At 38.1% G+C, this 24,398-nt stretch carries 23 protein-coding genes; 2 read left to right on the top strand and 21 right to left on the bottom strand.

Going from position 1 to position 24,398, the window contains the following annotated elements; translation table 11 throughout:
* Positions 1–61: 61 nt before the first annotated feature.
* From sdaAA to NST76_RS04730, 9 genes are all read right to left on the bottom strand, one after another.
* Positions 62–970, bottom strand: a complete 909-nt coding sequence (gene sdaAA / locus NST76_RS04770; RefSeq protein ID WP_058843493.1) for an L-serine ammonia-lyase, iron-sulfur-dependent, subunit alpha — start codon at positions 968–970, stop codon at positions 62–64.
* Between the two features lie 14 nt (positions 971–984).
* Positions 985–1,647 (bottom strand): L-serine ammonia-lyase, iron-sulfur-dependent subunit beta, encoded by a 663-nt coding sequence (gene sdaAB, locus NST76_RS04765; protein ID WP_036124814.1) that lies wholly within the window; start codon positions 1,645–1,647, stop codon positions 985–987.
* 351 nt (positions 1,648–1,998) lie between these two features.
* A complete protein-coding gene (locus tag NST76_RS04760; RefSeq protein ID WP_058843492.1) occupies positions 1,999–3,648 on the bottom strand; it encodes a DAK2 domain-containing protein in 1,650 nt (549 codons plus the stop codon).
* 18 nt (positions 3,649–3,666) lie between these two features.
* Positions 3,667–4,026, bottom strand: coding sequence for an Asp23/Gls24 family envelope stress response protein (locus NST76_RS04755; protein WP_004269431.1), 360 nt, complete (start codon positions 4,024–4,026; stop codon positions 3,667–3,669).
* 108 nt (positions 4,027–4,134) lie between these two features.
* Positions 4,135–5,340, bottom strand: a complete 1,206-nt coding sequence (locus tag NST76_RS04750; protein ID WP_058843491.1) for a diguanylate cyclase — start codon at positions 5,338–5,340, stop codon at positions 4,135–4,137.
* 171 nt (positions 5,341–5,511) lie between these two features.
* Complete coding sequence (locus NST76_RS04745; protein WP_036124820.1) at positions 5,512–7,116, bottom strand: M20/M25/M40 family metallo-hydrolase; 1,605 nt, start codon at positions 7,114–7,116, stop codon at positions 5,512–5,514.
* A 38-nt stretch (positions 7,117–7,154) separates the two neighbouring features.
* Positions 7,155–8,576: an amino acid permease gene (locus NST76_RS04740; RefSeq protein ID WP_342544683.1), complete on the bottom strand. Its 1,422-nt coding sequence runs from the start codon at positions 8,574–8,576 to the stop codon at positions 7,155–7,157.
* A 101-nt stretch (positions 8,577–8,677) separates the two neighbouring features.
* Positions 8,678–9,439: an arginine deiminase family protein gene (locus NST76_RS04735; RefSeq protein ID WP_342544682.1), complete on the bottom strand. Its 762-nt coding sequence runs from the start codon at positions 9,437–9,439 to the stop codon at positions 8,678–8,680.
* A 14-nt stretch (positions 9,440–9,453) separates the two neighbouring features.
* Positions 9,454–10,326: an arginine deiminase family protein gene (locus tag NST76_RS04730; RefSeq protein ID WP_089931986.1), complete on the bottom strand. Its 873-nt coding sequence runs from the start codon at positions 10,324–10,326 to the stop codon at positions 9,454–9,456.
* A gap of 267 nt (positions 10,327–10,593) precedes the next feature.
* On the opposite strand from NST76_RS04730, the gene NST76_RS04725 reads away from it, so the two are divergent.
* Positions 10,594–11,337, top strand: coding sequence for an IclR family transcriptional regulator (locus tag NST76_RS04725; RefSeq protein ID WP_058843516.1), 744 nt, complete (start codon positions 10,594–10,596; stop codon positions 11,335–11,337).
* 185 nt (positions 11,338–11,522) lie between these two features.
* Entirely contained in the window at positions 11,523–11,711 is a 189-nt protein-coding gene (gene rpmB / locus NST76_RS04720) for a 50S ribosomal protein L28 (protein ID WP_004227417.1), read from the top strand.
* A gap of 96 nt (positions 11,712–11,807) precedes the next feature.
* On the opposite strand, the gene spoVM is transcribed toward rpmB, so the two are convergent.
* The 12 genes from spoVM to coaBC form a co-directional block, all read right to left on the bottom strand.
* Positions 11,808–11,909 carry a stage V sporulation protein SpoVM gene (spoVM, locus tag NST76_RS04715; protein WP_099805045.1) on the bottom strand — a complete coding sequence of 34 codons (102 nt, stop codon included), beginning with the start codon at positions 11,907–11,909 and terminating at the stop codon, positions 11,808–11,810.
* An 18-nt stretch (positions 11,910–11,927) separates the two neighbouring features.
* Entirely contained in the window at positions 11,928–12,578 is a 651-nt protein-coding gene (locus NST76_RS04710) for a thiamine diphosphokinase (RefSeq protein WP_089931984.1), read from the bottom strand.
* Positions 12,575–13,243 (bottom strand): ribulose-phosphate 3-epimerase, encoded by a 669-nt coding sequence (gene rpe / locus NST76_RS04705; RefSeq protein WP_089931982.1) that lies wholly within the window; start codon positions 13,241–13,243, stop codon positions 12,575–12,577. Before rpe ends, NST76_RS04710 begins: the two co-directional genes overlap by 4 nt.
* Positions 13,244–13,245: 2 nt before the next feature.
* Positions 13,246–14,130, bottom strand: a complete 885-nt coding sequence (rsgA, locus tag NST76_RS04700) for a ribosome small subunit-dependent GTPase A (protein WP_036124921.1) — start codon at positions 14,128–14,130, stop codon at positions 13,246–13,248.
* An 11-nt stretch (positions 14,131–14,141) separates the two neighbouring features.
* The gene (gene pknB / locus NST76_RS04695) at positions 14,142–16,127 is read right to left on the bottom strand and encodes a Stk1 family PASTA domain-containing Ser/Thr kinase (RefSeq protein WP_036124923.1); all 1,986 of its coding nucleotides are present in this window, start codon (positions 16,125–16,127) and stop codon (positions 14,142–14,144) included.
* 2 nt (positions 16,128–16,129) lie between these two features.
* Positions 16,130–16,879, bottom strand: a complete 750-nt coding sequence (locus tag NST76_RS04690; protein ID WP_058843486.1) for a Stp1/IreP family PP2C-type Ser/Thr phosphatase — start codon at positions 16,877–16,879, stop codon at positions 16,130–16,132.
* Between the two features lie 6 nt (positions 16,880–16,885).
* On the bottom strand, positions 16,886–18,028 hold the full coding sequence (gene rlmN / locus NST76_RS04685) for a 23S rRNA (adenine(2503)-C(2))-methyltransferase RlmN (RefSeq protein WP_036124927.1): 1,143 nt from the start codon (positions 18,026–18,028) through the stop codon (positions 16,886–16,888).
* On the bottom strand, positions 18,028–19,389 hold the full coding sequence (rsmB, locus tag NST76_RS04680; protein WP_036124929.1) for a 16S rRNA (cytosine(967)-C(5))-methyltransferase RsmB: 1,362 nt from the start codon (positions 19,387–19,389) through the stop codon (positions 18,028–18,030). The genes rlmN and rsmB overlap by 1 nt, the downstream gene beginning before the upstream one ends.
* Complete coding sequence (fmt, locus tag NST76_RS04675; protein WP_036124932.1) at positions 19,386–20,327, bottom strand: methionyl-tRNA formyltransferase; 942 nt, start codon at positions 20,325–20,327, stop codon at positions 19,386–19,388. Before fmt ends, rsmB begins: the two co-directional genes overlap by 4 nt.
* Position 20,328: 1 nt before the next feature.
* Entirely contained in the window at positions 20,329–20,823 is a 495-nt protein-coding gene (gene def / locus NST76_RS04670; RefSeq protein WP_036124934.1) for a peptide deformylase, read from the bottom strand.
* Positions 20,824–20,909: 86 nt separating this feature from the next.
* Entirely contained in the window at positions 20,910–23,321 is a 2,412-nt protein-coding gene (priA, locus tag NST76_RS04665; RefSeq protein WP_036124935.1) for a primosomal protein N', read from the bottom strand.
* Entirely contained in the window at positions 23,318–24,322 is a 1,005-nt protein-coding gene (coaBC, locus tag NST76_RS04660; protein ID WP_271912496.1) for a bifunctional phosphopantothenoylcysteine decarboxylase/phosphopantothenate--cysteine ligase CoaBC, read from the bottom strand. The genes priA and coaBC overlap by 4 nt, the downstream gene beginning before the upstream one ends.
* Positions 24,323–24,398 lie beyond the last annotated feature (76 nt).

Below are 24,398 nucleotides of genomic sequence, written 5' to 3'. Positions count from 1 at the left end.
CATTCGCAACTAAACCAATATAAAAACATGCTACCTTTTTAGATAGCATGTTTCACCAGTTTTATTGAAGAGCTTTAATACTTTGTAGGCCACCATTTTCAAGTATAGCTTTACTAATAGCCTTTCCTGTTGGTGTTGCCGCTAGACCGCCTCGTGCAGTCTCTTTCAGATTCGGACTCATGGATTGCCCAATGCGATACATAGCGCCAATTACTTCATCACAGGGAATACGACTTGTTACACCTGCAAGTGCCATATCTGCCGCTACTAGCGAGTTAGATGCACCCATGGCATTACGTTTGACACATGGTACTTCAACAAGACCTGCTACTGGATCACAGACAAGACCAAGCATATTTTTTAAGGTAATGGCAAATGCTTCCGAACATTGCTGTGGCGTACCTCCAGCCATTTCAACAATGGCAGCAGCAGCCATTCCTGCAGCAGAACCAACTTCTGCCTGACAACCACCAGCAGCACCTGAAATGGAAGCGTTATTCGCAACCACAAACCCAAAAGCTCCTGACGTAAATAAATAACGGATCATTTGCTCACGAGTTGGATTTAATTTATTTTTCACTGCAAAAAGCGTTCCTGGTACAACACCTGCAGAACCCGCTGTCGGCGTTGCACATATTGTTCCCATCGCTGCATTTACTTCATTTGTTGCAACGGCTTTGCTTACAGCATCTAATAATAAATCACCTGATAGTGATTTTCCTTGCGCAATATAATTTTGAAGCAATACGGCGTCCCCACCAGTTAAACCTGTTACTGATTGCACACCTTGTAATCCTCGTTCAATGGCTTCTTCCATCACGGTTAGATTTCGATCCATTTGTTGGATGATTTCTTCTCGCGTTCTGCCAGTAATCAATATTTCCTGTTCGATCATGATTTCTGATATTAATTTTTCTTCTTGCTCTGCTCGTTCTACAAGCTCACGAACATTATGAAATAAAACGTCCATTTTGGGACACCCCCTTAGTTATTAATTTTAGAGACCTTTGTAATATGTGGAATTAAAGATATTTGCTGTAGCACCTTATCTTCAATGTTTTGATCAATTTCAATCACCATTAGAGCTGTTAAACCACGTTCTATACGTGAAACTTCCATATGCCCAATATTGACTTCATGCATTGCTAAACAATTGGCTACATTGGCAATACAGCCAGCACGATCATCATGCACAACAAGAATTGCTGGCATACCACCTGTTAAACGTAGCTTAAAACCATTGACTTCACTGATTTCAATTTTTCCGCCACCAATCGAAATACCAACTACAGACATTTCCCCTTCATCGTCTCCAATGACAAGCCGAGCTGTATTGGGATGCTCCGTATTAGCCGTTTCGGGAATAAATTCATATTCTAATCCCACTTTTTCGGCCTCTTCAAATGCTATTTTAATACGGTCATCAAATGTATCGTAATCTAATAGGCCCCCCACTATCGCAACATCTGTACCATGTCCTCTATACGTTTCAGCAAATGATCCATATAAATGAATTTTTGCCCATTTAGGTTGTCTACCAAATAAATCCCTTGCAACACGCCCAATGCGAGCTGCACCTGCCGTATGAGAGGAGGAAGGCCCAATCATGACTGGTCCAATAATATCAAATACTGAAGTAAACTTCATACAAACACCCCTCTATTCTATTCATATAATAATATTTATTTTTACTTATATCATGCTTGATAGCTACTATAAAAGTAAAGCATTTAATTTATCAACTTTCAGAAAATTACCACTACTATAATTTATAGTAACTATATAGGTTTATTTTTTGTCCACACCATATATACACATCAATAAAACAGTTGATATTCCAATAATTCCAAATTTTTTATCCTCTGGACACGTACATCTAGCTGTTCATATTTAGCACGTTTTTACTAAATATTATACATCCTCTTCTTTGTAGCATAAACAAAAGCAGTACACGTTTTGTGCACTGCTTTCTTTACGGAATAGCAAAGTAGCATGTAATTATTCTACTGAAATAATATATGGATATAACCCTTGTTTACCATCAAATAATTCAACTTCTACATCTGGATAGTTCTCTTCAATGAAAGCTGCTAATGCTGAAGCAGCCTGTTCAGTTGTATCTTCGCCATAGATCACTGTAACTATCTCAGCATCTTCATCGACTAAATCTGTGATTACCTTTTCTGCTGCATCCTTTAATGCTGGTGTAGAAAGGACAATTTTACCTTCTGCTAATGCCATAAAATCATCTTTACGGATTTCCACACCATCAATAGATGTATCACGCACTGCATAGGTTACTTGACCTGTCTTCACATTAGCAAATGCATCGGACATTGTCTTTTTATTTAGATCAACAGCTGCTTCAGGGTTAAACGCTAAAATCGCTGCCATCCCTTGTGGAATCGTCTTCGTAGGAACAACCGCTGCGTCAATCTCTAATAGTTCAACCGCTTGCTCTGCTGCCATAACGATATTTTTATTATTCGGTAAGATTAATACTTTTTCTGCACCGATTTCTTGTACGGCTTTAACGATATCTTCAGTTGAAGGGTTCATTGTTTGACCACCTTCAATGACATATGAAGCACCGATAGAGCGCAATAATTCTGCCACACCCTCACCCATCGCAATCGTTACGATAGCATACGGATGTTTTTCTACTTTTTTGGCAGTCGTTGGTGCTTTATGCTCCTCACCAACAATCGCTGAATGCTGCTCACGCATATTATCAACTTTTATTTTAATAAGACTACCGTATTTTTGTCCGATTGATAAAACAGAACCTGGTTGCTCAGAATGGATATGAACTTTCGCAATTTCTTCATCGGAGATCACAAGCAAAGAATCCCCCAAAGGATTTAATTCATTACGGAAATGCTCCTCATCGAAAGGTTCTTTCCCTTCTTCTAAACGCACCATTATTTCAGTACAATAGCCAAATTCAATATCTTCAGTATTCATGAAATCCTGTACTCTATGATGCTCTGCATTGATTAAATCATCTAAGGTCGCATCATTTTTCTCTGGAAGAGGCTCACCTTTTAAAGAGGCTAGAAACCCTTCATACACAAATAGTAAGCCCTGACCACCACTATCCACAACACCGACCTCTTTTAAAACAGGTAGCAATTCAGGTGTGCGATCTAATGAAGCCTTTGCTTCTGCTGTAAAAGCTTCCATCACGGCAATGATATCGGTTTCAGTTTCTGCCACTTCTACACCTTTTTTTGCCGCCTCACGTGCTACTGTTAAAATAGTTCCTTCTACAGGTTTCATAACAGCTTTATAAGCTGTATCAACACCCGCTTGGAAAGCCGCTGCAAAGCCTTTTGCATCAATGGTTGCTTCTTTTTCAATAAACTTCCCAAAGCCTCGGAATAATTGCGATAGAATAACGCCTGAATTTCCGCGCGCACCCATTAAAAGACCTTTTGATAATGCCTGTGCTGTTTTACCAATATGTTCTGAAGCGGCAAGTTCTGTTTCCTTTGCGCCAGATGTCATCGATAAGTTCATATTAGTCCCTGTATCACCGTCCGGTACTGGGAATACATTTAATGAATCTACATAATTTGCATTTTGGTATAGATGATGCGCACCCATTTGTACCATTTCAGCAAACTTTATACCGTCTAAAGACTGCATTCGATTTAGTTCCTCCTCTTAATTCGCTACACGAACGCCCTGTACAAAGATATTGACAGATTTTACGCTCATACCTAATGTTTTATCTACTGTATATTTCACTTTCGATTGCACTTGGTAAGCAACTTCCGAAATTTTTGTCCCGTAACTAACAATAATGTACATATCTATATGTAAATCGTCGTCCTGTTGTCGAATAACAACACCTTTTGCGAAGTTTTCTTTACGTAAAATATCAGTTAGACCATCACGAATTTGATGTTTAGATGCCATGCCAACAATACCGTAGCATTCTACAGCAGCACCACCAGCAATTTGTGCAAGTACATCTGTTGAAATATCAATTTGGCCGAATTCATTGTTTAATTCAATTGACATAGGAATGCCTCCTTGGCTCTTTTTGACTAAAGTATATTGTAACACTTTCGTTATAATTTAAGCAACCTAAGGCAGTATAGAAAGGCTTTATAGCAACGTTTTCTGACTTCAAATAGACGCATTTTCCTTTCCGTCAAAAATTGCCATTTTACGAAAATAGTTATTTCGTCCGTTCTGCTTAGCTAAATATAACGCTTGGTCAGCAATATCACAGCATGTTTGTAAATGCTCATACATTGTCAGGTTAGCATGACACATTCCAATACTAACCGTTACGTATTGAACAATATCTGATTGCCTATGTGGAATCTTTAAGTCACGCACTTCCTTTAAAATTTCTTCACATATAGGCTCAGCAAACTTCTCAGTATGCTGACTAATCATAATAAATTCTTCTCCACCCCAACGAGCAACAAACGCCTGATACTTCTCTGCAATTTCCGCCAATAAGGAGGCTACTTTAACAATGACCGCGTCACCCTGTATATGTCCATAGTAATCATTAAACTTTTTAAAATAATCAATATCAATCATCATTACCGTTAATGTTTGTGGTTGATGAAGCTGATGTCCTATTTTAGTCAATTGCTGATTAAATGCTCGTCGATTTGGCAGATTCGTTAAAGGATCTTTTAGTGCTTGCTCTGCTAATGCTTTATTTTTAACAGCTAGCAGCTCTGATAATTGTTTCGTTTTGATCATTTCTTCATCCAATAAAATATGCTGCGTAGTTATTTGTTTTCGAACCTTGTAGGTCTGATATTGAATTATGATACCAATCGGAATTAAAAGAGACATCGGTAATATGACTTTAATATTCTCACTGGACATGCCAACACTCAAATATGTACTCGCAATAATTGCTGGTGCAGAAAGTAAAATAATCCAACTAATTTTTCGTAAAGGTAATGCAAATACCGTACAAATAATGATTAAAATCACCTCATATAATGCTGCATGATGAAAGAAATAAACATCCATTACCGAAATTGCCGTAATCAATAGCATAATCGTGTAAATATAAATAACAACTAGGTGTTCATACTTCTGTATATTAACAGAGGTAATGTGAATTCGTTTTTCCCTAACAAATAACAATACGGCTATATCTATATAAAACATGGCGATATGAATGGCAATATAGACGGGGACCATGGCTCTTTCTGCTTTGACAAAGAAAACCTCTCCATAATGAATAAGGGAAATAATAGCCGATACATACATAAGTGACCAAGCAACTGTTCTCATCCCTTTTAAATTCGACTGAACCATTTCTTTGCGAATAGAAAAAGCTATTTTTTCTTGATTTTTCATAATACTCGCTCCTATTGTCCGCTTTCAGTTATATAATGTTCTATATGTATCGTCTAAAGAATGAAAAATACAAGTAGGTCGAAATTTTTTTGATAAATAAAAAAGTTGATACTTTTATAGCATCAACTTTGTTTATATTATATTCAGTTCAATATTTTAAAATTTATTTGACTAAAAAAGACTTTTAATAAGCTTGTCGATCATAACAGGCATTTCTTTAAAGGCACTATCCACATGCAGTCTTTCTGTTTTTTGGTGTGCATCTTTGCCAAAGGGACCGACATTTAATACAGGCCCCTGTAATGCAGACATTTCTTTAAACGGAATACTATACGTATCTCCCCATACAGGTGTGTTACGTTCGAATGCTAACCACTCGTTTGAATCATCTGTGTAGTTAACATAACTTAAATCACAAATCCCGTTAAAATAATGAATCTGCTCCACCTCAATAGCAAATGTTTGAGCCGTTTTCTTCATCAATTCAATCGATTGAATAACAAGTGGATGATTGGATGAATTAATTGCTGGATAATAAGGTGGTGCATATAGCAAAACTGTTGCTGGTGCTAATTCCTGACAACGAATCATGAGCTGATCAACAATACGTATAGATTTTTCACGATCGTCCCATGCGTGATGCTGAAGAACTTGCTGTTTGATCGTTCGCACTTCCTCCTCACCCAATTTATGGATAGCATGCTCCAACAATGCCTCATATCGCAAAACCTGTACATTCCCTACCCCTTGTACTTTTTCTCGGGTGCAAACTTTTTGGTATTGCTCATTACAAGCAGCCATGGCTTGTAATGCCACTTGTTCAAAGATAGCCATTACTTCTGCAGCTGTACGTTTTAATAAAAATACATTGTACAGTGCAGCCGCACGATATGGTGTTTGTGTAGAATACTCCATTTTTAAATCTTTTAATTGTAAAGAAACTGGCAGTGGCGTACTTTCTCCCAAATCTGTTTCACGGAAAAGAGGATTCCACTCCATGTACTGTGTCATATAAGAAGCAATAAAGTTAGCGGTCATGCCCTTTAAAGGTTCGCCAACATGCGTCTCTTTGCCATAAAATAAAGCAGCTGGCATTATTTTCCCTATAGTACCTGAATAGATATATTCATTTGTATCAGATGGCCCTTGCGAAAAGGAAGGTTCACTATTTAAAAATAATTTATAGGTTAGCCCATGTTGTTCACGAAGTCTCACAAGCTCCACAACAGCAGCTCGCATTCCAGCAGAGTTTACTTCCTCATCAGGTACAGTAGTTAAAATCAAATTAATTGGCCATTGTTCAAAGCTTGCCTTTTCAATGAGCTGCATATGTAAAGCAAGTCCCATTTTCATATCCATTGTGCCACGACCAAATAAATAATTACCTGACTCCAAATCAATTCTAGCCGCTTCTGGTAAATCTTCTTTGTATTTAGACTCCATCAGTTTTTTTGTTAATTCCTCTGGATAAAAAGCTAGTGGCTCTAGTTCTCCATATTCCTCCGTATGCACTGTATCGAAGTGACTGATTAACACCACTGTTTCTGTTGCTGTTGGGTGCTTATAAAATGCCGTAACAGCATTTCTTCCAAGCCCTGCATCATGTAATTCAATAAGCTCTGGATGTTTTTCAAAATATGGAAGCGTTAACAATTTATCTTTTAATTTATAGGCAAAGTCATTTTCACCCTTTGTCAATGTCCTGCTTTCCCAACTGACAATTTCACATAGCAATGCTCGCAGTTTTTCAGGTGTATTCCACATATAATTATTCATACAAACTCTCCTTTAGCCTCAATTCGTTAAATTTTTGGTTAACGAATTTCTAGTGACTCTTCACTTTTACTATCTGTCGTTGTTGCATTTTTTAATTTCAATTGATAAAAAATCATACAGGCAATAAAGAAGCCAATCCCGTACAGTAAACCGATTCTTTGCGTTGGATCAAACGCTAAAAATACTAAAATAAATACACAAAAGATAATACAAAATACAGGTATTAAAGGAAATAGAGGTGTTTTAAATTTTAAATCAGCCAAATTTCCTCCAGACTTTACATAACGATAGCGGAACATTAGTTGAGAAGCACAAATCCCCACCCATGAGATTGTGACAGAGATTCCGGCCACCGACATGAGTAACACAAATACTGCATCAGCTTCCATTACACTTGTTAATAAGGATAATAGTGAGAAAGCCATTGTAAAAATGAGCGCATTTAAAGGCACTTTATTTTTAGTCAATCGACCAAATAACTTAGGTGCCATTCCCTCTTGTGACATAGAGAATAATAAACGTGTTGACGCATACAGACATGAATTGCCGACTGATAAAATAGCCGTTAATATAACAAAATTCATGATACTAGCTGCATATGGAACACCTGCTATATTCATCAACGTTACAAATGGACTCTCTACAAGACCAAGCTCTGATGCTGGGAATATCGCCGATAATACAATAATGGAGGCAATATAAAAGACTATAATTCTAAAAAGAATAGTACGAATCGCTCTTGGAATATTTTTTTCAGGGTTCTCGGTTTCACCTGCTGCAATACCAACAAGCTCTGATCCCTGATAAGAGAAAATAACATTCATCATTGTGACAAAAATAATAGAAATACCTGCTGGGAATAAACCAGTAGGTGCTAAATTTGTCAGATGTGGCGTTGGACGATCTGCTAATGGAATTAATCCGAAAATGGCCGCACCACCTATAATGATAAATGCTATGACTGCAACAACTTTGATACTAGCAAACCAGAACTCTGCTTCAGCGAAGCCCTTTGTTGTTAAAGCATTTAAGACAAATAAAAGAACCATAAACACAGCACACCAAATCCATATTGGTACAGTTGGAAACCAATGTTGCATTAAAATCCCAGCAGCTGTAAATTCAACACCAGCTGTGGCGGCAGACCCGACAAAATACATCCAGCCTAATGAAAAACCAGCTGAAGGACTAATGAAACGTGTAGCGTATGTTTGGAAGGAGCCTGTAACTGGCATATAAACAGCCAATTCCCCAAGACAGTTCATGACCATAAACAAAATTAGGCCACCAAACAAGTAACCAATTAGAGCACCACCTGGTCCTGCTTGATTAATGGTATAGCCAACATTTAAAAATAAGCCCGTTCCAATAACACCCCCAAGTGAAAGCATTAATAAGTGACGGCTTTTCATCGATCGATTTAATTGATTGTTGTGAAGCTGATCCCCTTTATTCAACATCCATCCCTACTTCCCATATAGTGTAAATATTCAGATAATCAAAGAATAAAAGTACCCAATCAATTTTCCCTTTTAAATTGATTGGGCAATGTTAGCATGTCTTAAAAACGTAATGATAAACAACTTAAGCCACCATCGTGTTTTCTAAACTCAGACATCTCAAGTTCAATAGTTTGATAGCCAAGATTTTGTAATTTACGATTTGTTTCTGGGTAGCCAGCTGGAATAATAATATAATCATTTACTTGAATACAGTTAGCAGAATATTCATCTTCTTTAGGAATCACGATTTTATCATAAGATTCAAATGCAGGGTGATCGACAAACTCACCAGCTACCACCATACGATTATCCCCAACATAGGCAACCCCTGTTTTTAAATGGAAGAACTCTTTTAATGGAATAATAGTCGCTTCATAGCCTTCTTGCTCAACAATTTTTTTAAATTGCTGTGCGCCTTCTTCATTTGTACGGTCTGAGATCCCTATGTAAAATTTCTTCTCTGCTTGTAATACATCTCCACCATCAAGCGTTCCAGAGCCTTTAATATAGTAAATTTTTTCAAAGAATGGTTTCACTGCTGGTTCAATATCTTCGATTTCACGATTACGAGCAGCTGCTCCAGGGTTTGAGATAATAGCAAATTCAGATGTTAATACTGCCGTATCTTCTACAAATGTTGAATCTGGGAATGCTTCATTTGCTGGTAATTGTGTAACCTCAACGCCACATTTTTTCAAAGCATCTATATACTTTTCATGCTGTTCAAACAATTTTTCTAAAATGGGTTTACCTAAATCACTAGTTGTTAAACCGTTTACAAAACTATTTCCTGGATTTTTAACAATAACATTTTTAAACATAATTTTCGTCTCCTTTATCCTCTTACTACTGGACAAGTTAGGCATGTTGGCCCACCTGTTCCTTTAACAGTAATTTCATCACCTTTATATTCAAACACTGTTGCACTAGCATCAAGTAGCTGTTGTTTTGTTACTTTGTTCCCTTCAGGAATAACGCACACTCTTGGTGCAAGCGCCAAGACATTACAGCCCAGTGCATCATACTCATCCTTCGGTACTTCTATTAATTGGATACCTCGCTCGATAAGCAGTTGTCGGAAAAATACTGGCATTAAACGTGAATGTACAACAGCTAAATCTCGATCTACCATACTTATGAAAGACATTAAATGTAAACACTCAGCTTCACCTAAGTCATGGGGTAGCTGCACAACAATAAACTCATCCACCATATCCGCTGTCATTTCCTTTAATTGATGGATAGCTTCATCATTTGTACGATAACCTCTACCTACAACGAGTGTTCGATCATCTAACCAAACAAGATCTCCACCATCTGATACCGCCTCTCCTGTTAGTTCCCCAATGATTGGAATACCTTTCTCCTGTAAAAAGGCCTTATATACTGCTGCTTCTGGCTGTCTCAATTTTTTGCCAGATTTCAGTATAATGGCGCCATTTGGTGTGAATTTAACTGGATCATGTGCATAAAGCGAATCTAACCCTACTTCATCATTAGCAGGCAAATAATCAATCGTATCAACATACTTTTCAAGAATCCTAATAAATTCAGCATATTCTCTTAGCGCTTCTTCATAGTTAGGCTCAGATAAATAGTTAAATGTTTTCCATTCATCGCTAAGATGTGCCTGGCTTCGGAAAGCATCTTTCGGATGTTTTACTATAACGTGTTTCAAAGGTGCATACATTGATGAACAATAATGCATTCCCTTCACCCCTTTTCCGTGTAGTGGAAAACGTTTCCGTTAAGAGGAAAGTTTATATGAAAAATATATTCGTTTTATGCTATACTGTCAATATATTTAGAAAACTTTTTATTTTTCCTTTAATCTAAATTTGATTTATCCATTGAAAAACAATTGTACGAGGATTCATTTTACACATCTTTGTATAGACATCTATTCGCTCGAAAATATTGGAACTAGACGTAATTGGAGAATAAAAATAAAATAGGAGGAAGGGAGGTGGGGCAAATGCAATTATTAGAGCGAGCTATGACGATTGCGAAGGTTTTAGCATCTGAAGCAAATGACCGTAGCTTGTCTATTTCAGAGCTTTCTACAAAATGCGATTTACCACTAAGTACTTTACATAGAATTTTAAAAGCCATGATTAAACAAGGTATGATTGAACAGGATGAGCAGACTAAGCATTATCGCCTCGGAACAATATGGATGGAACTTGGCTTACAGGTATATGACACGATGGATTATATTAGTAAAATTAGGCCTGAATTAGAACGCTTAGCAAGAGAAGTTGAAGAAAGTGTCTATTTAAGTAAGCCTGCTGGTTTAGATACAATTATTATAGAAAGAATAGACAGTGCTGCAAATCCGATTCGTATTTATGACCAACTTGGCATTCGCATACCTATGCATATTGGCGCAGCCAATAAAGCCATTCTTGCTTCTATGCCTGACACTCAGTCAAAAGAAATTTTGGAACAGCTAATAACGAAAGACGAAATTGCTGAATTAGAAGGACAACTTCAAAACATCCGACAGCAGGGCTATGCAATAAGTCATGGAGAACGAACTGCTGGTACTTCCTCCATTGCGGTATCTGTACAAGATGGTTTTGGTGAAGTGATAGGTGCAGTGAGCATCGGCTTTGTGAATTTTAATGTCTCTCAAGATCATATTAATACATTAATTGAGCGCTTAGTTGATACTGGTAAACGTGTATCGACAAAACTTGGTTATCGTGGAAAAGGGTAGTAATACTTCTTTTCTTAAGTTTCCCTTCTTTTACTAACTGATTTTTGCCTGTAAAGGTTTTTTTCTTGAAAGGATATGTGAAAACTATTGCACTGAACGCCATCGTATGTTAAATTATTATGGTATGTGAAATACCGAACTGAAATAATAATCTTTCAGCATCAACAGTAAGGAGGGAATACAACATGCCAAAACAATGTGTAATCACTGGACGTAAAGCTCGTACTGGTAACAACCGTTCCCACGCTATGAACGCTAACAAACGTACTTGGGGTGCTAACCTTCAAAAAGTTCGTATCTTAGTTGACGGTAAACCAAAACGTGTATGGGTTTCTGCTCGTGCATTAAAATCAGGTAAAATCGAGCGCGTTTAATCGCCGCTTCTAAAAAATCGATTTCGCATTGGGCGCAAATCGATTTTTTTCTTTTTACAGTATTCAATATACTTAACGTAAAAAATCCGACTAACATTAGTCGGATTTTTTTACTTTCTTATCTTTTTTAAATAGGTTAATACACGTACGCGTGATACTACTCACGAATTTCGGCAGCTGGAACGTATATACTTTCAGGACTCTCTCCCCCTTACGCTAATCTATGCTTCTTATCATTAAACATATGCCATGCGAGAAAGATATAGACCCTGAAGTTCCTATTATTTCATTACTTGTAAATCGTGATGTTCCTAAAGAGATTTCCTCATTCGTTGTTTCATATTTTACTTGCCGTAATGTCACATTTTGAATCGGTTCCTCATGAGCAAAAAAAGACAAGTATCGGTATCGATCATCTGCAAAAATAGTATGCGTACCAGGTAATAAAAATTGCAACATATTTGCATGATTAATAATCTTCAGCTCAATTTGAGGATGCTCTTTTTGGAGTCGATAAATGGAACGAACCGCTGCCTCATAATGATCTAAGCGCCCACCTGTAACACCTGTTAGGACAATTTCTTGAGGTGCATAAGTATAGGCTTTAAGCAAAGCTAAATCCGTGTCTGTTTCATTTTTCTCTTCCTGAAAACGTTGTTGGTCATTGGTTTGTGCCATCACAAATTGATATTCCTCATCTGTTAAGGAATCAAAATCACCAACAATGGCATGAGGGGTAATCCCATGCTCCAGTAAATATAAAGCACCACGATCTGCTCCAATAAATACTACATCCTGTTGTTGAAACGATGAAAATGAGCAAAGCTCTTGTTTTGGACCACCTGCACAAACAACGACTATCGTCATCTCTTAATCGCTGCCTCACCAGCCGCTAAAATCTCTTGGAGTGCAGCTGTTCGATCTTCTTTACTATAAATAGCTGATCCTGCCACAAAAATCGTCGCTCCAGCCTGTGCACATGGAACAATCGTTTCAGCAGTAATACCACCATCAATTTCAATGGCAATCTCTAGACCCCGCTCTTTAATAATTGCCGATAATGCTTCAATTTTAGGTACAACAGAATGAATAAATTTTTGTCCACCGAAGCCTGGATTAACAGTCATCAACAATACCATATCGATATCTTCTAAAATGTGTTGAATCGACTCTATTGATGTATGTGGATTTAATACTACGCCAGCCTTTACACCATACGAACGAATTAATTGTATTGTTCGGTGTAAATGACGACATGCTTCAACATGCACTGTAATATAATCTGCACCAGCTTTTGCAAATTGTTCAATATACTGATCTGGATTTTCAATCATTAAATGTACATCTAACGGTAAATTCGTTAATGGACGGATAGCATCCAATACGATTGAGCCAAATGAAATATTCGGTACAAAGTGACCATCCATGACATCAATATGAATCAGTGTTGCACCTGCTTGCTCTACTTCTTTTACTTCTTCCCCTAATTTTGCAAAATTTGCTGCTAAAATTGATGGTGCTATTTGTATCATCATTAATACCTCGGCTTTCGATCCATAATTTCTTGCATAAATTGTTCATAATGCTTGTAGCGGTAGTCACGAATTTCTCCCGTTTCTACTGCTGCCTTTACTGCACATTTTGGTTCTTTCAAGTGTAAACAGCCTCTAAATTTACAATCATCCGCCACTCTGACCATTTCAGGAAAACATGCGCCTAATTCCTCTTTATCAATTTCATCAAAATCAAAAGAACTGAATCCAGGAGTATCTGCCAATAAACCATCACAGACCTCAATAAGCTCGACATGACGAGTAGTATGTTTTCCTCGCCCTAAGCTTTGCGAAATGATGCCTGTTTTTAAGTTTAATTCAGGAATTAGTGTATTCAGCAAAGTTGATTTTCCAACACCAGATTGACCTGCTAATACAGTGGTTTTTCCTTTTAAAATAGGCTGTAGGCGTTCAACTAATTCTTCCTCATCTTTATAGGTTTGTAAAACCGTATAGCCCATGTTTTGATAATCGACGATATATTGCTGTAATTCCTCACGTTTATCATTTTCCAGCAAATCCATTTTTGTTAAACAAATAATAGGATGTACATGGAATGATTCTAAAACAACTAAAAAGCGATCCAATAAAATGGTATTGAAATTAGGTTCTTTTACGGAAAATACTAAAATACCTTGATCAATATTGGCAATTGGCGGACGAACTAATTCATTTTGACGCTCCAAAATCTTTTGAATGGTACCATCCGATCCTTCTGTTTCCGTTGAATATTCTACAATATCACCAACAAGCGGGGATTCTCCGCGATTGCGAAAGACCCCACGTCCTCGACATTGAATAAGTTGATGACCATCATAAACATAATAATAACCGCTTAATGCTTTTCTTATTTGGCCTTGCGCCATCCAATTCCTCCTTAATTGACATCCTCATATTTAACTTTGTCTTCTAAGATTATTTCTGAGTCACGGATAATTCTATAACTTGCATCTTTGCCTTCTTCAATAACAAGCTGTATATTGTAAGGTGTATCATCTAAAATTGGAAACTCTACTGGTTCAGAAAATGTATGATTTTTATCTTGAATTTCAATGCGAATGTTTTGAGCTATACCCTCTTCTGTAGGTTTATACTCAATGACTACAGGTATGACCAGTGGTTTATCAGGCTTTTTCGCTGGTCCTTTACTGATCACAACGGATATGAAGGAACCTTCTTCCACCATAGTACCCGCTTTTGTCAATTGTGATATCACACTGCCCGCAGGAATCGACTCATGATATTCTTCACGTGAAATACGCCAATTAAGGCCAACTCTCCTCACATAGTCATCCATATCCGCTTTTGTATAATTATTGAGGTTTTCAAGCCTTATCATTCTAACCCCTTGGCTTACTTTAAACGTAATTGTTTCTTCCTTCGCAACAACTTCAGTATTTGGGGGTATACTTTGCTCAATGATTCTTCCTTCTGGTTCATTAGAAGGGACATCCTCTTTTAGTACTTCTTTATACTTTCCTTTTATTAAAGCTTCCACTTGACTATAATTCTGTCCAACATAATTATCTACAGTCGTCATTTCCACACCTAAGCTGACGATTAAATCAATCTCTGTGCCTTTTGCACGCAATGCATTTTTTGCTGGATCTGTTTCAATGATCTTACCTTTCTCAATTTCCTCATGGTTCCGCTCCTGATGCTCCTCACCAACAACAAACCCCTCTGCTTCTAATTTTTTTGTAGCTTCTTCCACAGTTAAATTTGTTACATCAGGTACAGAAATTTTTTTCGGGCTAAACGAATCTGTTGCAAATAAAAAGAATAGGAAGATGACAATCACAGCAATCAATAATCCAGCAACATACTTTGGCCAATTTTTCTTCTTTCCCTTAACAGGAGCTGGTTTTTCAACAGTTTTTTTAGGCTTTGCTTGAGATGGTGTTTTCACTTCCATAATCGGTTCCATAACTCTCGTTTGGGTTAAATCTTCGCCTTTTTTATGAACAGGCTCTTTAATAATTGGTATAGCTTTCGTCGTATCATTATCAACAGGTATGACAAATTTTGGTTCGTTTACTCGTGTTGGTGATAAGACTGTTTCCAAATCATCATATATTTCTTCCACTGTATTATAACGATGGGAAGCATCTTTAGCCGTAGCCTTCAGCACCACATTTTCCAAACTTTGAGGAATGGTTGCATCAAAAGCACGAACAGAAGGTGTTTCTGTTTGTAAATGCTTGAGTGCAATGGAAACTGCTGATTCTCCAGAAAATGGTAATTCACCTGTTAATAATTCATATAGCACAATGCCAAGTGCATAAATATCTGATTTATTAGTAGCCGTCCCGCCTCGGGCTTGCTCAGGTGATAAATAATGCACCGTACCTAACACTGAATTCGTTTGTGTAAACGATGTAGCACTTAACGTCATGGCAATACCAAAATCAGTTATTTTTACATTACCCTCCGCATCCATTAAAATATTTTGCGGCTTAATATCACGGTGGATAATATGATTTTCATGGGCATTTGCAATGGCAGACGTTAATTGTTTCATAATATGCACACTTCTAGCAGGAGAAATTGGTGCAAATTCTTGTATGTACTGCTTTAACGTTTTTCCTTGAACATATTCCATCACGATATAATGTAGATCGCCATCGTCCCCTACATCATAAACACTAACAATATTTGGATGTGTAAGACTTGTAGCAGACAGTGCCTCACGTTGAAAACGTCGATGTAATTCATCCTCATTGGAAAAATCATAGCGTAATATTTTTATGGCTACATCACGGTTTAATATCATATCGTGCGCTAAATAAACATTGGACATACCTCCGCCACCAATGAGCTGCAAAATTTTATAACGGTCACTAATTCTTTTACCTACAAGCATTCTTACACCTCCTCATCCTTTTTTGTTAGTAGCACGAGGGAGATATTGTCTTCTCCCCCGCTGGCATTTGCCAATTCTACAAGCTTACGTCCTTTTTCTTCAATGGCATCTGGATACGTTATAATTGAAGCCATTTCATAGACAGTGAGTTTATTGCTTAAGCCATCTGAACAAATGAGTAAATACGATTCTGATGCTAAATCTACTTCATAAAAGTCTGGCTCTAGCGTTTCCTCTGTTCCAACAGCTTTTAAAATGAAATTTTTCTTTGGGTGTGTCAAAGCTTCTTCTTCACTTATTTCGCCATTTTCTACCAGTACATTTACATATGAATGATCTCTTGTTATTTGTTGTGCACCATCTTCAAAGAAATAATACACACGACTATCCCCAACATGTGCAATGAAGCAATGATACTCTTCTATTAACACCGCAATAAACGTCGTGCCCATTCCTTTACAGTCTTCATGTGATAAAGAATAGTCATATATCGTTTTATTCAATTGCTTAACTGTGTGCAATAACCATTCTTTTTTTGATGTTGTTGATACAAAATGATGTGCGTCTGCCTGTAAAAAAAAGGATTCCATCTGTTTAATTGCCATATCACTTGCTACATCACCAGCATTATGACCACCCATGCCGTCCGCCACAAGTGCTAGTGCAAGCCCGTCAGGACGTTTAAAAAATGCAGCACGGTCTTCATTAATTGATCGTTTTAAACCAATATCACTTTCGACTGTGTATTCCAACACTGGTCACCTCGTTTCTTCAGATCTCTCTTGAGCACGTAATTGACCACACGCAGCTGCGATATCTGAGCCTTGCTCTCGGCGGATCGTTACGTTAATCCCATTTTTCTTTAAGGTTTTTTCAAAAGCAAAAATTTGACTACGAGACGTACGAACATAATCACGTTCTGGTACGTAGTTGACAGGAATCAAGTTAACGTGACATTTAATTCCTTTAATTAATGCCGATAACTCCTCTGCAATTTCCACTGAATCATTTTCACCAGACATCAATCCATACTCAAAACTCACTCGTCGCCCTGTTTTTTTAGTATAGTAACGAACAGCCTCCATTAATTCATCCAATTTGTATGCACGAGCAATTGGCATTAGCTTTTGACGTGCCTCTTGGTTTGGTGCGTGTAGTGACACGGCGAAGTTAATTTGTAATTGTTCATCTGCAAACTGATAAATTTTTGGAACAATCCCTGATGTTGATACAGTAATATGACGTGCACCGATATTTAACCCTTTTTCATGGTTGATTACTTTTAAGAAGTTCATCATCGCATCATAGTTATCGAAAGGTTCGCCAATACCCATAATGACAATATGCGATACTCGCTCGCCCACTTCATCTAAAGTCTGCTGCACTTTGACAACTTGCTCCACGATTTCTCCTGCTAGTAGATGTCGCTTCAAACCACCTAAAGTGGAAGCACAAAATGTACAGCCGATTCGACATCCTACTTGTGTTGTTACACAAACAGAGTTGCCATATTCATGGCGCATTAATACGGTTTCGATTGAATAGCCATCTTGCAATTGAAATAAAAATTTAATGGTACCATCTTTAGATTCTTGCTTAATAATGGTTGATAGTGTTGTTAACGCAAAATTGGCTGTTAACTTATCACGCAATCCCTTTGAAAGGTTCGACATTTCTTCAAATGTCTTTACACGTTTATTATACAGCCAGTCAAAAATTTGAGTAGCACGGAAAGGTTTTTCACCGTTTTCTGTTAACCATTCTTCTAACTGATATGGCTGTAAAGAATAAATAGATTCTTTTAAATTTGGTTTTTCTTTCTTGACACGTCGGACGGGCTTGTCTTCCGCTTCATCAACTAAATCGTTAATACGTTCATTAAATTTCTCTTGATCCACCATTAGTTGGATTCTCCTTTTTTACGAAAGGCGGCAACGAAGAAACCGTCACTGCCAAAGTCTTGTGGAAAGACTTGAAGCATGCCATTAGCTTGCTTTTCCGCTAATTTTGTTGGTAAAGACTCTAGTTGTATTGCTTCCATTTCTGGATGTGCTGTTAAAAAGGCATGAACTGTGCCTTCATTTTCTTGTAGATCGACTGTACAAGTACTGTACACAAGCTTTCCATCTGTTTTCAATACTTTAGTTGCTGCCTCAAGTAAAGCTAATTGGATTTTTTGTAGATTTTCTAAATCTTCTTCTCGCTTTGTATATTTAATATCGGGCTTACGTCGCATAACCCCTAGCCCACTACATGGTGCATCAACTAAAATAGCATCAAAAGACGCTGCTTGTAAAAATTCTGGCGCTTTCCGTCCATCAATTGGGGCTGTTTCAACAATATCAAGCCCTAGACGTTCTGTATTATGGTCGATTAAATCTAATTTATGTGGATGAAGGTCTGTCGCTAAAATAGATCCTTCATTTTTCATTATTTCGGCTAAATGTGTTGTTTTTCCACCCGGGGCTGCACACATATCAAGGACACGCATGCCAGGAGATGGATTTAACACTTTAGCAGGTATCATTGAACTTTCATCTTGGATAGTAATGTGACCTTCTTTAAATACTTTTGTACGTGCAGGTTGACCATTGGTTACACGTAAACATTCAGGCATTAAATCACTTTGCTGTACTGTTAATCCTTCTTCCTCTAGTTCAGCAATAGCCTGTTTAACCGTTGTTTTTGTTGTATTCACACGCACTGTTTGCATAGCTGGCACATTGTTTTCATGCAACATTGCTGTTGCTAGCTCTAAACCATAGTTTGCTACAAATCGTTGCACTAACCACTCGGGATGGCTTGTTTCAATAGCAAGTCGCTCCATTGGATCTGCTATATCCTCTGTAGAAGGAACGCCGCTACGTAACACCGATCTTAAAATCCCATTCACCGTCGAAGCAATACCACGATGCCCTCTACGCTTGGCAATTTCCACTGCTTCATTTACAGCAGCATGTGGTGGGATACGAGTTAAATAATGAATTTGATACAACGATATTCTTAATAACCAACGTACCCAATGATCGACTGACCCACGAATAAAAGGCTCTAAATAAAAATCAAGCGTCATTTTATGCTGTAAAGTTCCATACGTAATTTCAGTTAATAAGGCACGATCTTTCGCCTCAATTTTATGTCGTTTAATTGTTTCGTTTAGCAATAAGTTGCTATATGCTTGGTTTTTATCAACTGCTAATAGAATAGATAATGCAGCATCTCGCACATTTCCATCCCAAATCACTACACTTTTTTTACTCATTTAAATTGGTCCCCAATCTGTAATTTAGAACCTGTACCACGTAAATACTCCTCTGCGGTCATACGCTTCTTGCCAGCTGGCTGCACGTCATATAATGCTAAAGTTGTACCGTTGCCAGCTGCTACTTCAAAATGATCTTTCTCAATCGCTACAACTGTACCTGGATTCGTCTCATGCTTGCATTTACCAATAGCTGCCCACCATACTTTAAAATTACCATCCTCAAAAGTTGTATAAGCAACCGGCCACGGATGAAGACCACGTACTTGATTGTATAAAGTAGCAGCATCGTTTGTCCAATCGATGCGTTCTTGCTCTCTCGAAATATTGCTGGCGAAGGTAACAAGTGCTTCATCTTGGACTGTTCGGCTATTTGTACCATTTATAATAGAAGGAAGTGTCTCTTTTAGGAGCTCACAACCCACTATGCTTAGCTTTTCAAAAAGGCCACCTGTATAGTCGTTTTCTTCAATAGGAATCGCTCTTTGAGAGATAATATCTCCAGCATCAAGCTTTTCTGCCATATACATAATGGTTACCCCAGTCTCTTTCTCGCCATCTATAATAGCTTGATGAATAGGAGCGCCTCCACGGTATTTTGGAAGTAGTGAGGCATGAACATTAATGCAGCCAAAAGCAGGAGCATCTAATAGCTCCTTTGGTAGTATTTGTCCAAAAGCTGCTGTTATCACTAAATCTGGCTGTAGAGCAAGAATTTGTTGTAACTCTTCAGAGCCGCGCAATTTTTCTGGTTGAATAATTGGTAAGCCAAGTTCCAAAGCTGCAGCCTTCACAGGTGGTGGTGTCAATACACGCTTTCGCCCAACTGGACGATCTGGCTGTGTCACAACTGCTTTAATATCGTATCCTTCATCATGTAGCATACGCAAAATAGGTGCTGAGAAGTCAGGTGTCCCCATAAAAATTATAGACGTCATTTTATTCCTCCTCTTCTGCGTACAGTTCTTCAAGTTCTTCTGCTGTAATAATACGCTTGATTTTCGAATCAAACAGCACGCCGTCTAAATGATCAATTTCATGTAAGATGGCACGGGCATCAAAGCCTCCTGCTTCTAATTCATATACACGTCCTTCACGATCACAAGCTTCAATTTTAACATAGTTAGGACGTTCTACTTCACCATATAACCCTGGAAAGCTCAAGCAACCTTCAATATCTATTTCCGCTCCATCTGTTTCAATAACCGTTGGATTAATCATTTCTAAAATATCGCGTTCCTCACCTAGTTCTACAATTGCTACGCGTAAGCCTACATCTATTTGTGGCGCTGCAATACCAACGCCATCATATTCCACCATTGTGTCATATAAATCATCTAGTAATGCAATGATTCCATCATTAATTTCTGTCACTTCTGCACATGGTGTTGATAGTACTTTTGCTGGGTTTTCGATTACTTTTTTTATAGCCATTCTCATTTCCTCATTTCTGTATTCAAGCTAGTGCAATAGCTGATTGTTCATTTTACTATTGTAAAAAAATCTTGCTGTTAATTTCACTATATAGTAGACGGATCTAAATCTACCGTCATTAATATTCCTTGTTTAATCCATTCTGCTCGATACATGGCAAGCAGTCGCTGTAACACTGGAATTAGATTTGGTTCAATTTTATATTTTATCAAACATTGATAACGATATCTATTTTGGAGACGAGCAATACTTGCCGTTGTTGGTCCTATAATGGCTACTTGATTCGATAAATTTCCTCGTAGCCAATCTGCCACTCGTCCAGCATATTCAGCAGCCATCATGACATCTTCATGAGATAATTGAATAAGGGCTACAAAATAATAAGGTGGATAGCTGGAGCGACGACGTAAAAACATCTCTCGTTCATAAAATGGTTCATACTCCTGCGTTTTGGCTAGCTCAATTGCATAATGCTCAGGGGTATACGTCTGAATAATTACTTCCCCTGGCTTATCATGTCGTCCTGCCCTTCCACTTACCTGTGTTAGTAGCTGAAATGTGCGCTCTGCTGCACGATAATCAGGTAAATGCAAGGATGTATCAGCACTTAGTACACCGACAAGAGTAATATTAGGAAAATCAAGACCCTTTGCGATCATTTGCGTCCCCAGTAAAATATCTGCATGTCCAGCTCCAAATGTATCTAAGATTTCTTCATGTGCCCCTTTATGCTTCGTGGTATCTACATCCATACGTAACACTCTTGCCTCAGGAAATAGTTTAAAAAGTTCTTCCTCGACTTTTTGTGTACCTGTACCAAAGTAACGAATATGATCGCTTTGACATTGTGGACATATTTTAGGAACAGATTCCTCGTAACCGCAATAATGGCATTTTAATTTCTCCGTTGTCCGATGATAGGTTAAGGAAATGTCGCAATTTGGACATTGTACAACCGTACCACAATCCCTACATAGAACAAACGATGAATAACCACGACGATTTAAAAACAGCACCATCTGTTCTTTTTTCTCAAGTCTTATACGAATCGCCTCAGCAAGAGAGTCTGAGAACATCGAACGATTTCCTTGACGAAGCTCTTCACGCATATCTGCAATAAAAACAGTCGGCAATGCTTGGTGTAAAGCACGTTGCGTTAATGAGAGTAGCGTATATACGCCCTTTTTAGCTCTGGCAAATGACTCTAGAGCTGGTGTTGCACTACCCAAAATAATAGGACATTTATAAAATTCGCTCCTCCATATGGCGACATCTCTTGCATGATAACGCGGCGAGTCTTCTTGCTTATACGTTGATTCATGTTCCTCATCCAAGATAATAAGACCAATATTCGTAAAGGGTGCAAAAATAGCGGAACGAGCACCAACTACTACTTTCACTTTACCTTGTTGAATTTTACGCCATTCATCATACTTCTCTCCAACAGATAATCCACTATGCATAACAGCAACCATCTCACCAAAGCGACTGCGGAATCGCTCAGTCATTTGAGGTGTTAAAGAGATTTCAGGTACCAACATAATGGCTTCTTTCCCTTCATCTAGCACCTTTTGAATAGCCTGTAAATAAACCTCTGTCTTACCGCTCCCTGTTACACCATGTAGCAAAAATGTTTGCGCTTGTTGCTGCTCTATAGCTGTAGTAATAGCTTGAAGAGCACCCCTCTGCTCCTCTGTTAATTGTAAGGCCTGTGTACGAGAAACTTTCTTCGTAAATGGATCACGAAAAACTTCCTCTTGAATAAACTGGGCAGCTCCTTTTTCAATTACTGCCTCTAATACCGATATCGAGACTCCTGTTTCCTCACAAATGTGCTGGGGTGATAAAATTTCTCCTAGATGTTGACACATCCATTGTAGTAATAGACGTTGTTTAACGGCTCTTTTTGACTGTTCCAAAGCCTGTTCTACAAGTTGCTGGTCTTCTGTAATTTGAACCATTCGGATTTCTTTTACATTGCCCTGCTGCTTCACAACATTCTCAATTGAAACAATGCTCTCTGCAACCAACTGCTTTAATAAAGGAAGTAAACCTGCTCGCTCAAATTCTTTAAAGTTAGCTTGTTGGCGTTTACCAAAAATGTACTGTACTTCTTCTGGTAGACTTTGAGACTGTTGTAATTTAATTATTTTTTCATACTTAGCCCGAAGTGCAGATGGTAACATCACTTGCAAGGCATCTATTTCATAGCAAATCGTGTTGTTCTTTAACCATTTCGCCATTAGCAGCATTTCTTCTGTCAGGACCGGCTCCATGTCTAAAATTTGAGTGATAGCCTTTAATTTATTCAGTGGTACATCTGTTTCCTTTTTCAAGCCAACGATAAAGCCTAAAACATTTCTTGGACCAAATGGCACTTTCACACGACAGCCTAATTCTATTACGTTTACCCATTCGAGAGGTACTTGATAATCAAAGGGACGGTCTACATGGTAGGTAGAGACGTCTACAATGACCTCTGCTATTAAAAAGCTCATTGCACCTCATCCTTTGTAATATGAGACCAGAGTGTCTGTGCAAAAAGCTGGGGATTTGTCGTAGCCAAAAATTGTCCATTAAGCTGAGCATTTTCACTAAAATCAATCCAGCTATCAGAAAGTATATTGATCATTGGTTTACCTTGCACTTGCTGTCCGAAAGTGATTGCATTCGTTCCTTCTACAGAAATAATCGGCGTTTCGTCGATGGTTGGTACATTCGCTGCATGTATAAAAAATGCTTGGGGATATTGGATTTTATAGGCTTCCAGTTGTTGAATAACATCATACAAATTGCTATTTTCAATTTCAATCACATGTGCCCCACGTATCCTTGCCTCATTCGCTAATGCTCGTCCAATAATGCCACTTGCCTGTGGGCTAATCATATGCTTTTCATCTAATGGTACTTGCAACGCACCTGCTGTCACAATTACGGTTTTACCTTTTAATGGTTTGGATTGTCCTGAAAAAAAAGCCTTTACTAGGGCCGTTATTTTTTCAGGTTCCTCTAAACGTCCCTTCCCGACATAGCCACATGCTAAAAACCCCTCTGAAGGCTCAATGAATTGGTATCCATCAGCTGATAGCCGATCTAAATTTCGTTTTACCGCTGGATGGTCATACATGTGTACATTCATAGCTGGTGCAATCCAGACAGGGGCTGTAGTAGCAAGCAAGGTTGTTGTGACCATATCATCAGCAATACCATTGGCTAATTTGCCAATCATATTGGCCGTAGCGGGAGCCACTAAAATCAAATCAGCCCAATCTGCTAAATCGATATGGGCAATCACACTTGAATCTTTTTCATCAAACGTGTCAAAATAAACGTCATTTTTGGACATCACTTGAAAACTTAATGGATTCACAAACTGTCTAGCAGAAGCTGTCATCATAACTTTTACATTGGCCCCTGCTTGTGATAGCTTGCTAACGAGCGCAACAGCCTTATATACTGCAATTCCGCCTGAAACACATAGTAAAATATTTTTATTCATGCTAGGTGTCGTCCTTTCAAATGATAAGCTCCCAAAGAAGGATTCCCTGGGAGCTCTCGGCATTCTGTATAATCAA

The sequence above is a fragment of the Lysinibacillus sp. FSL W7-1291 genome (genome assembly GCF_038593415.1).
Lineage (GTDB): Bacteria > Bacillota > Bacilli > Bacillales_A > Planococcaceae > Lysinibacillus > Lysinibacillus fusiformis_D.
The sequence above is the reverse complement of the archived record's forward strand: the minus strand, read 5'-3'. Positions and strand labels throughout refer to the sequence as shown.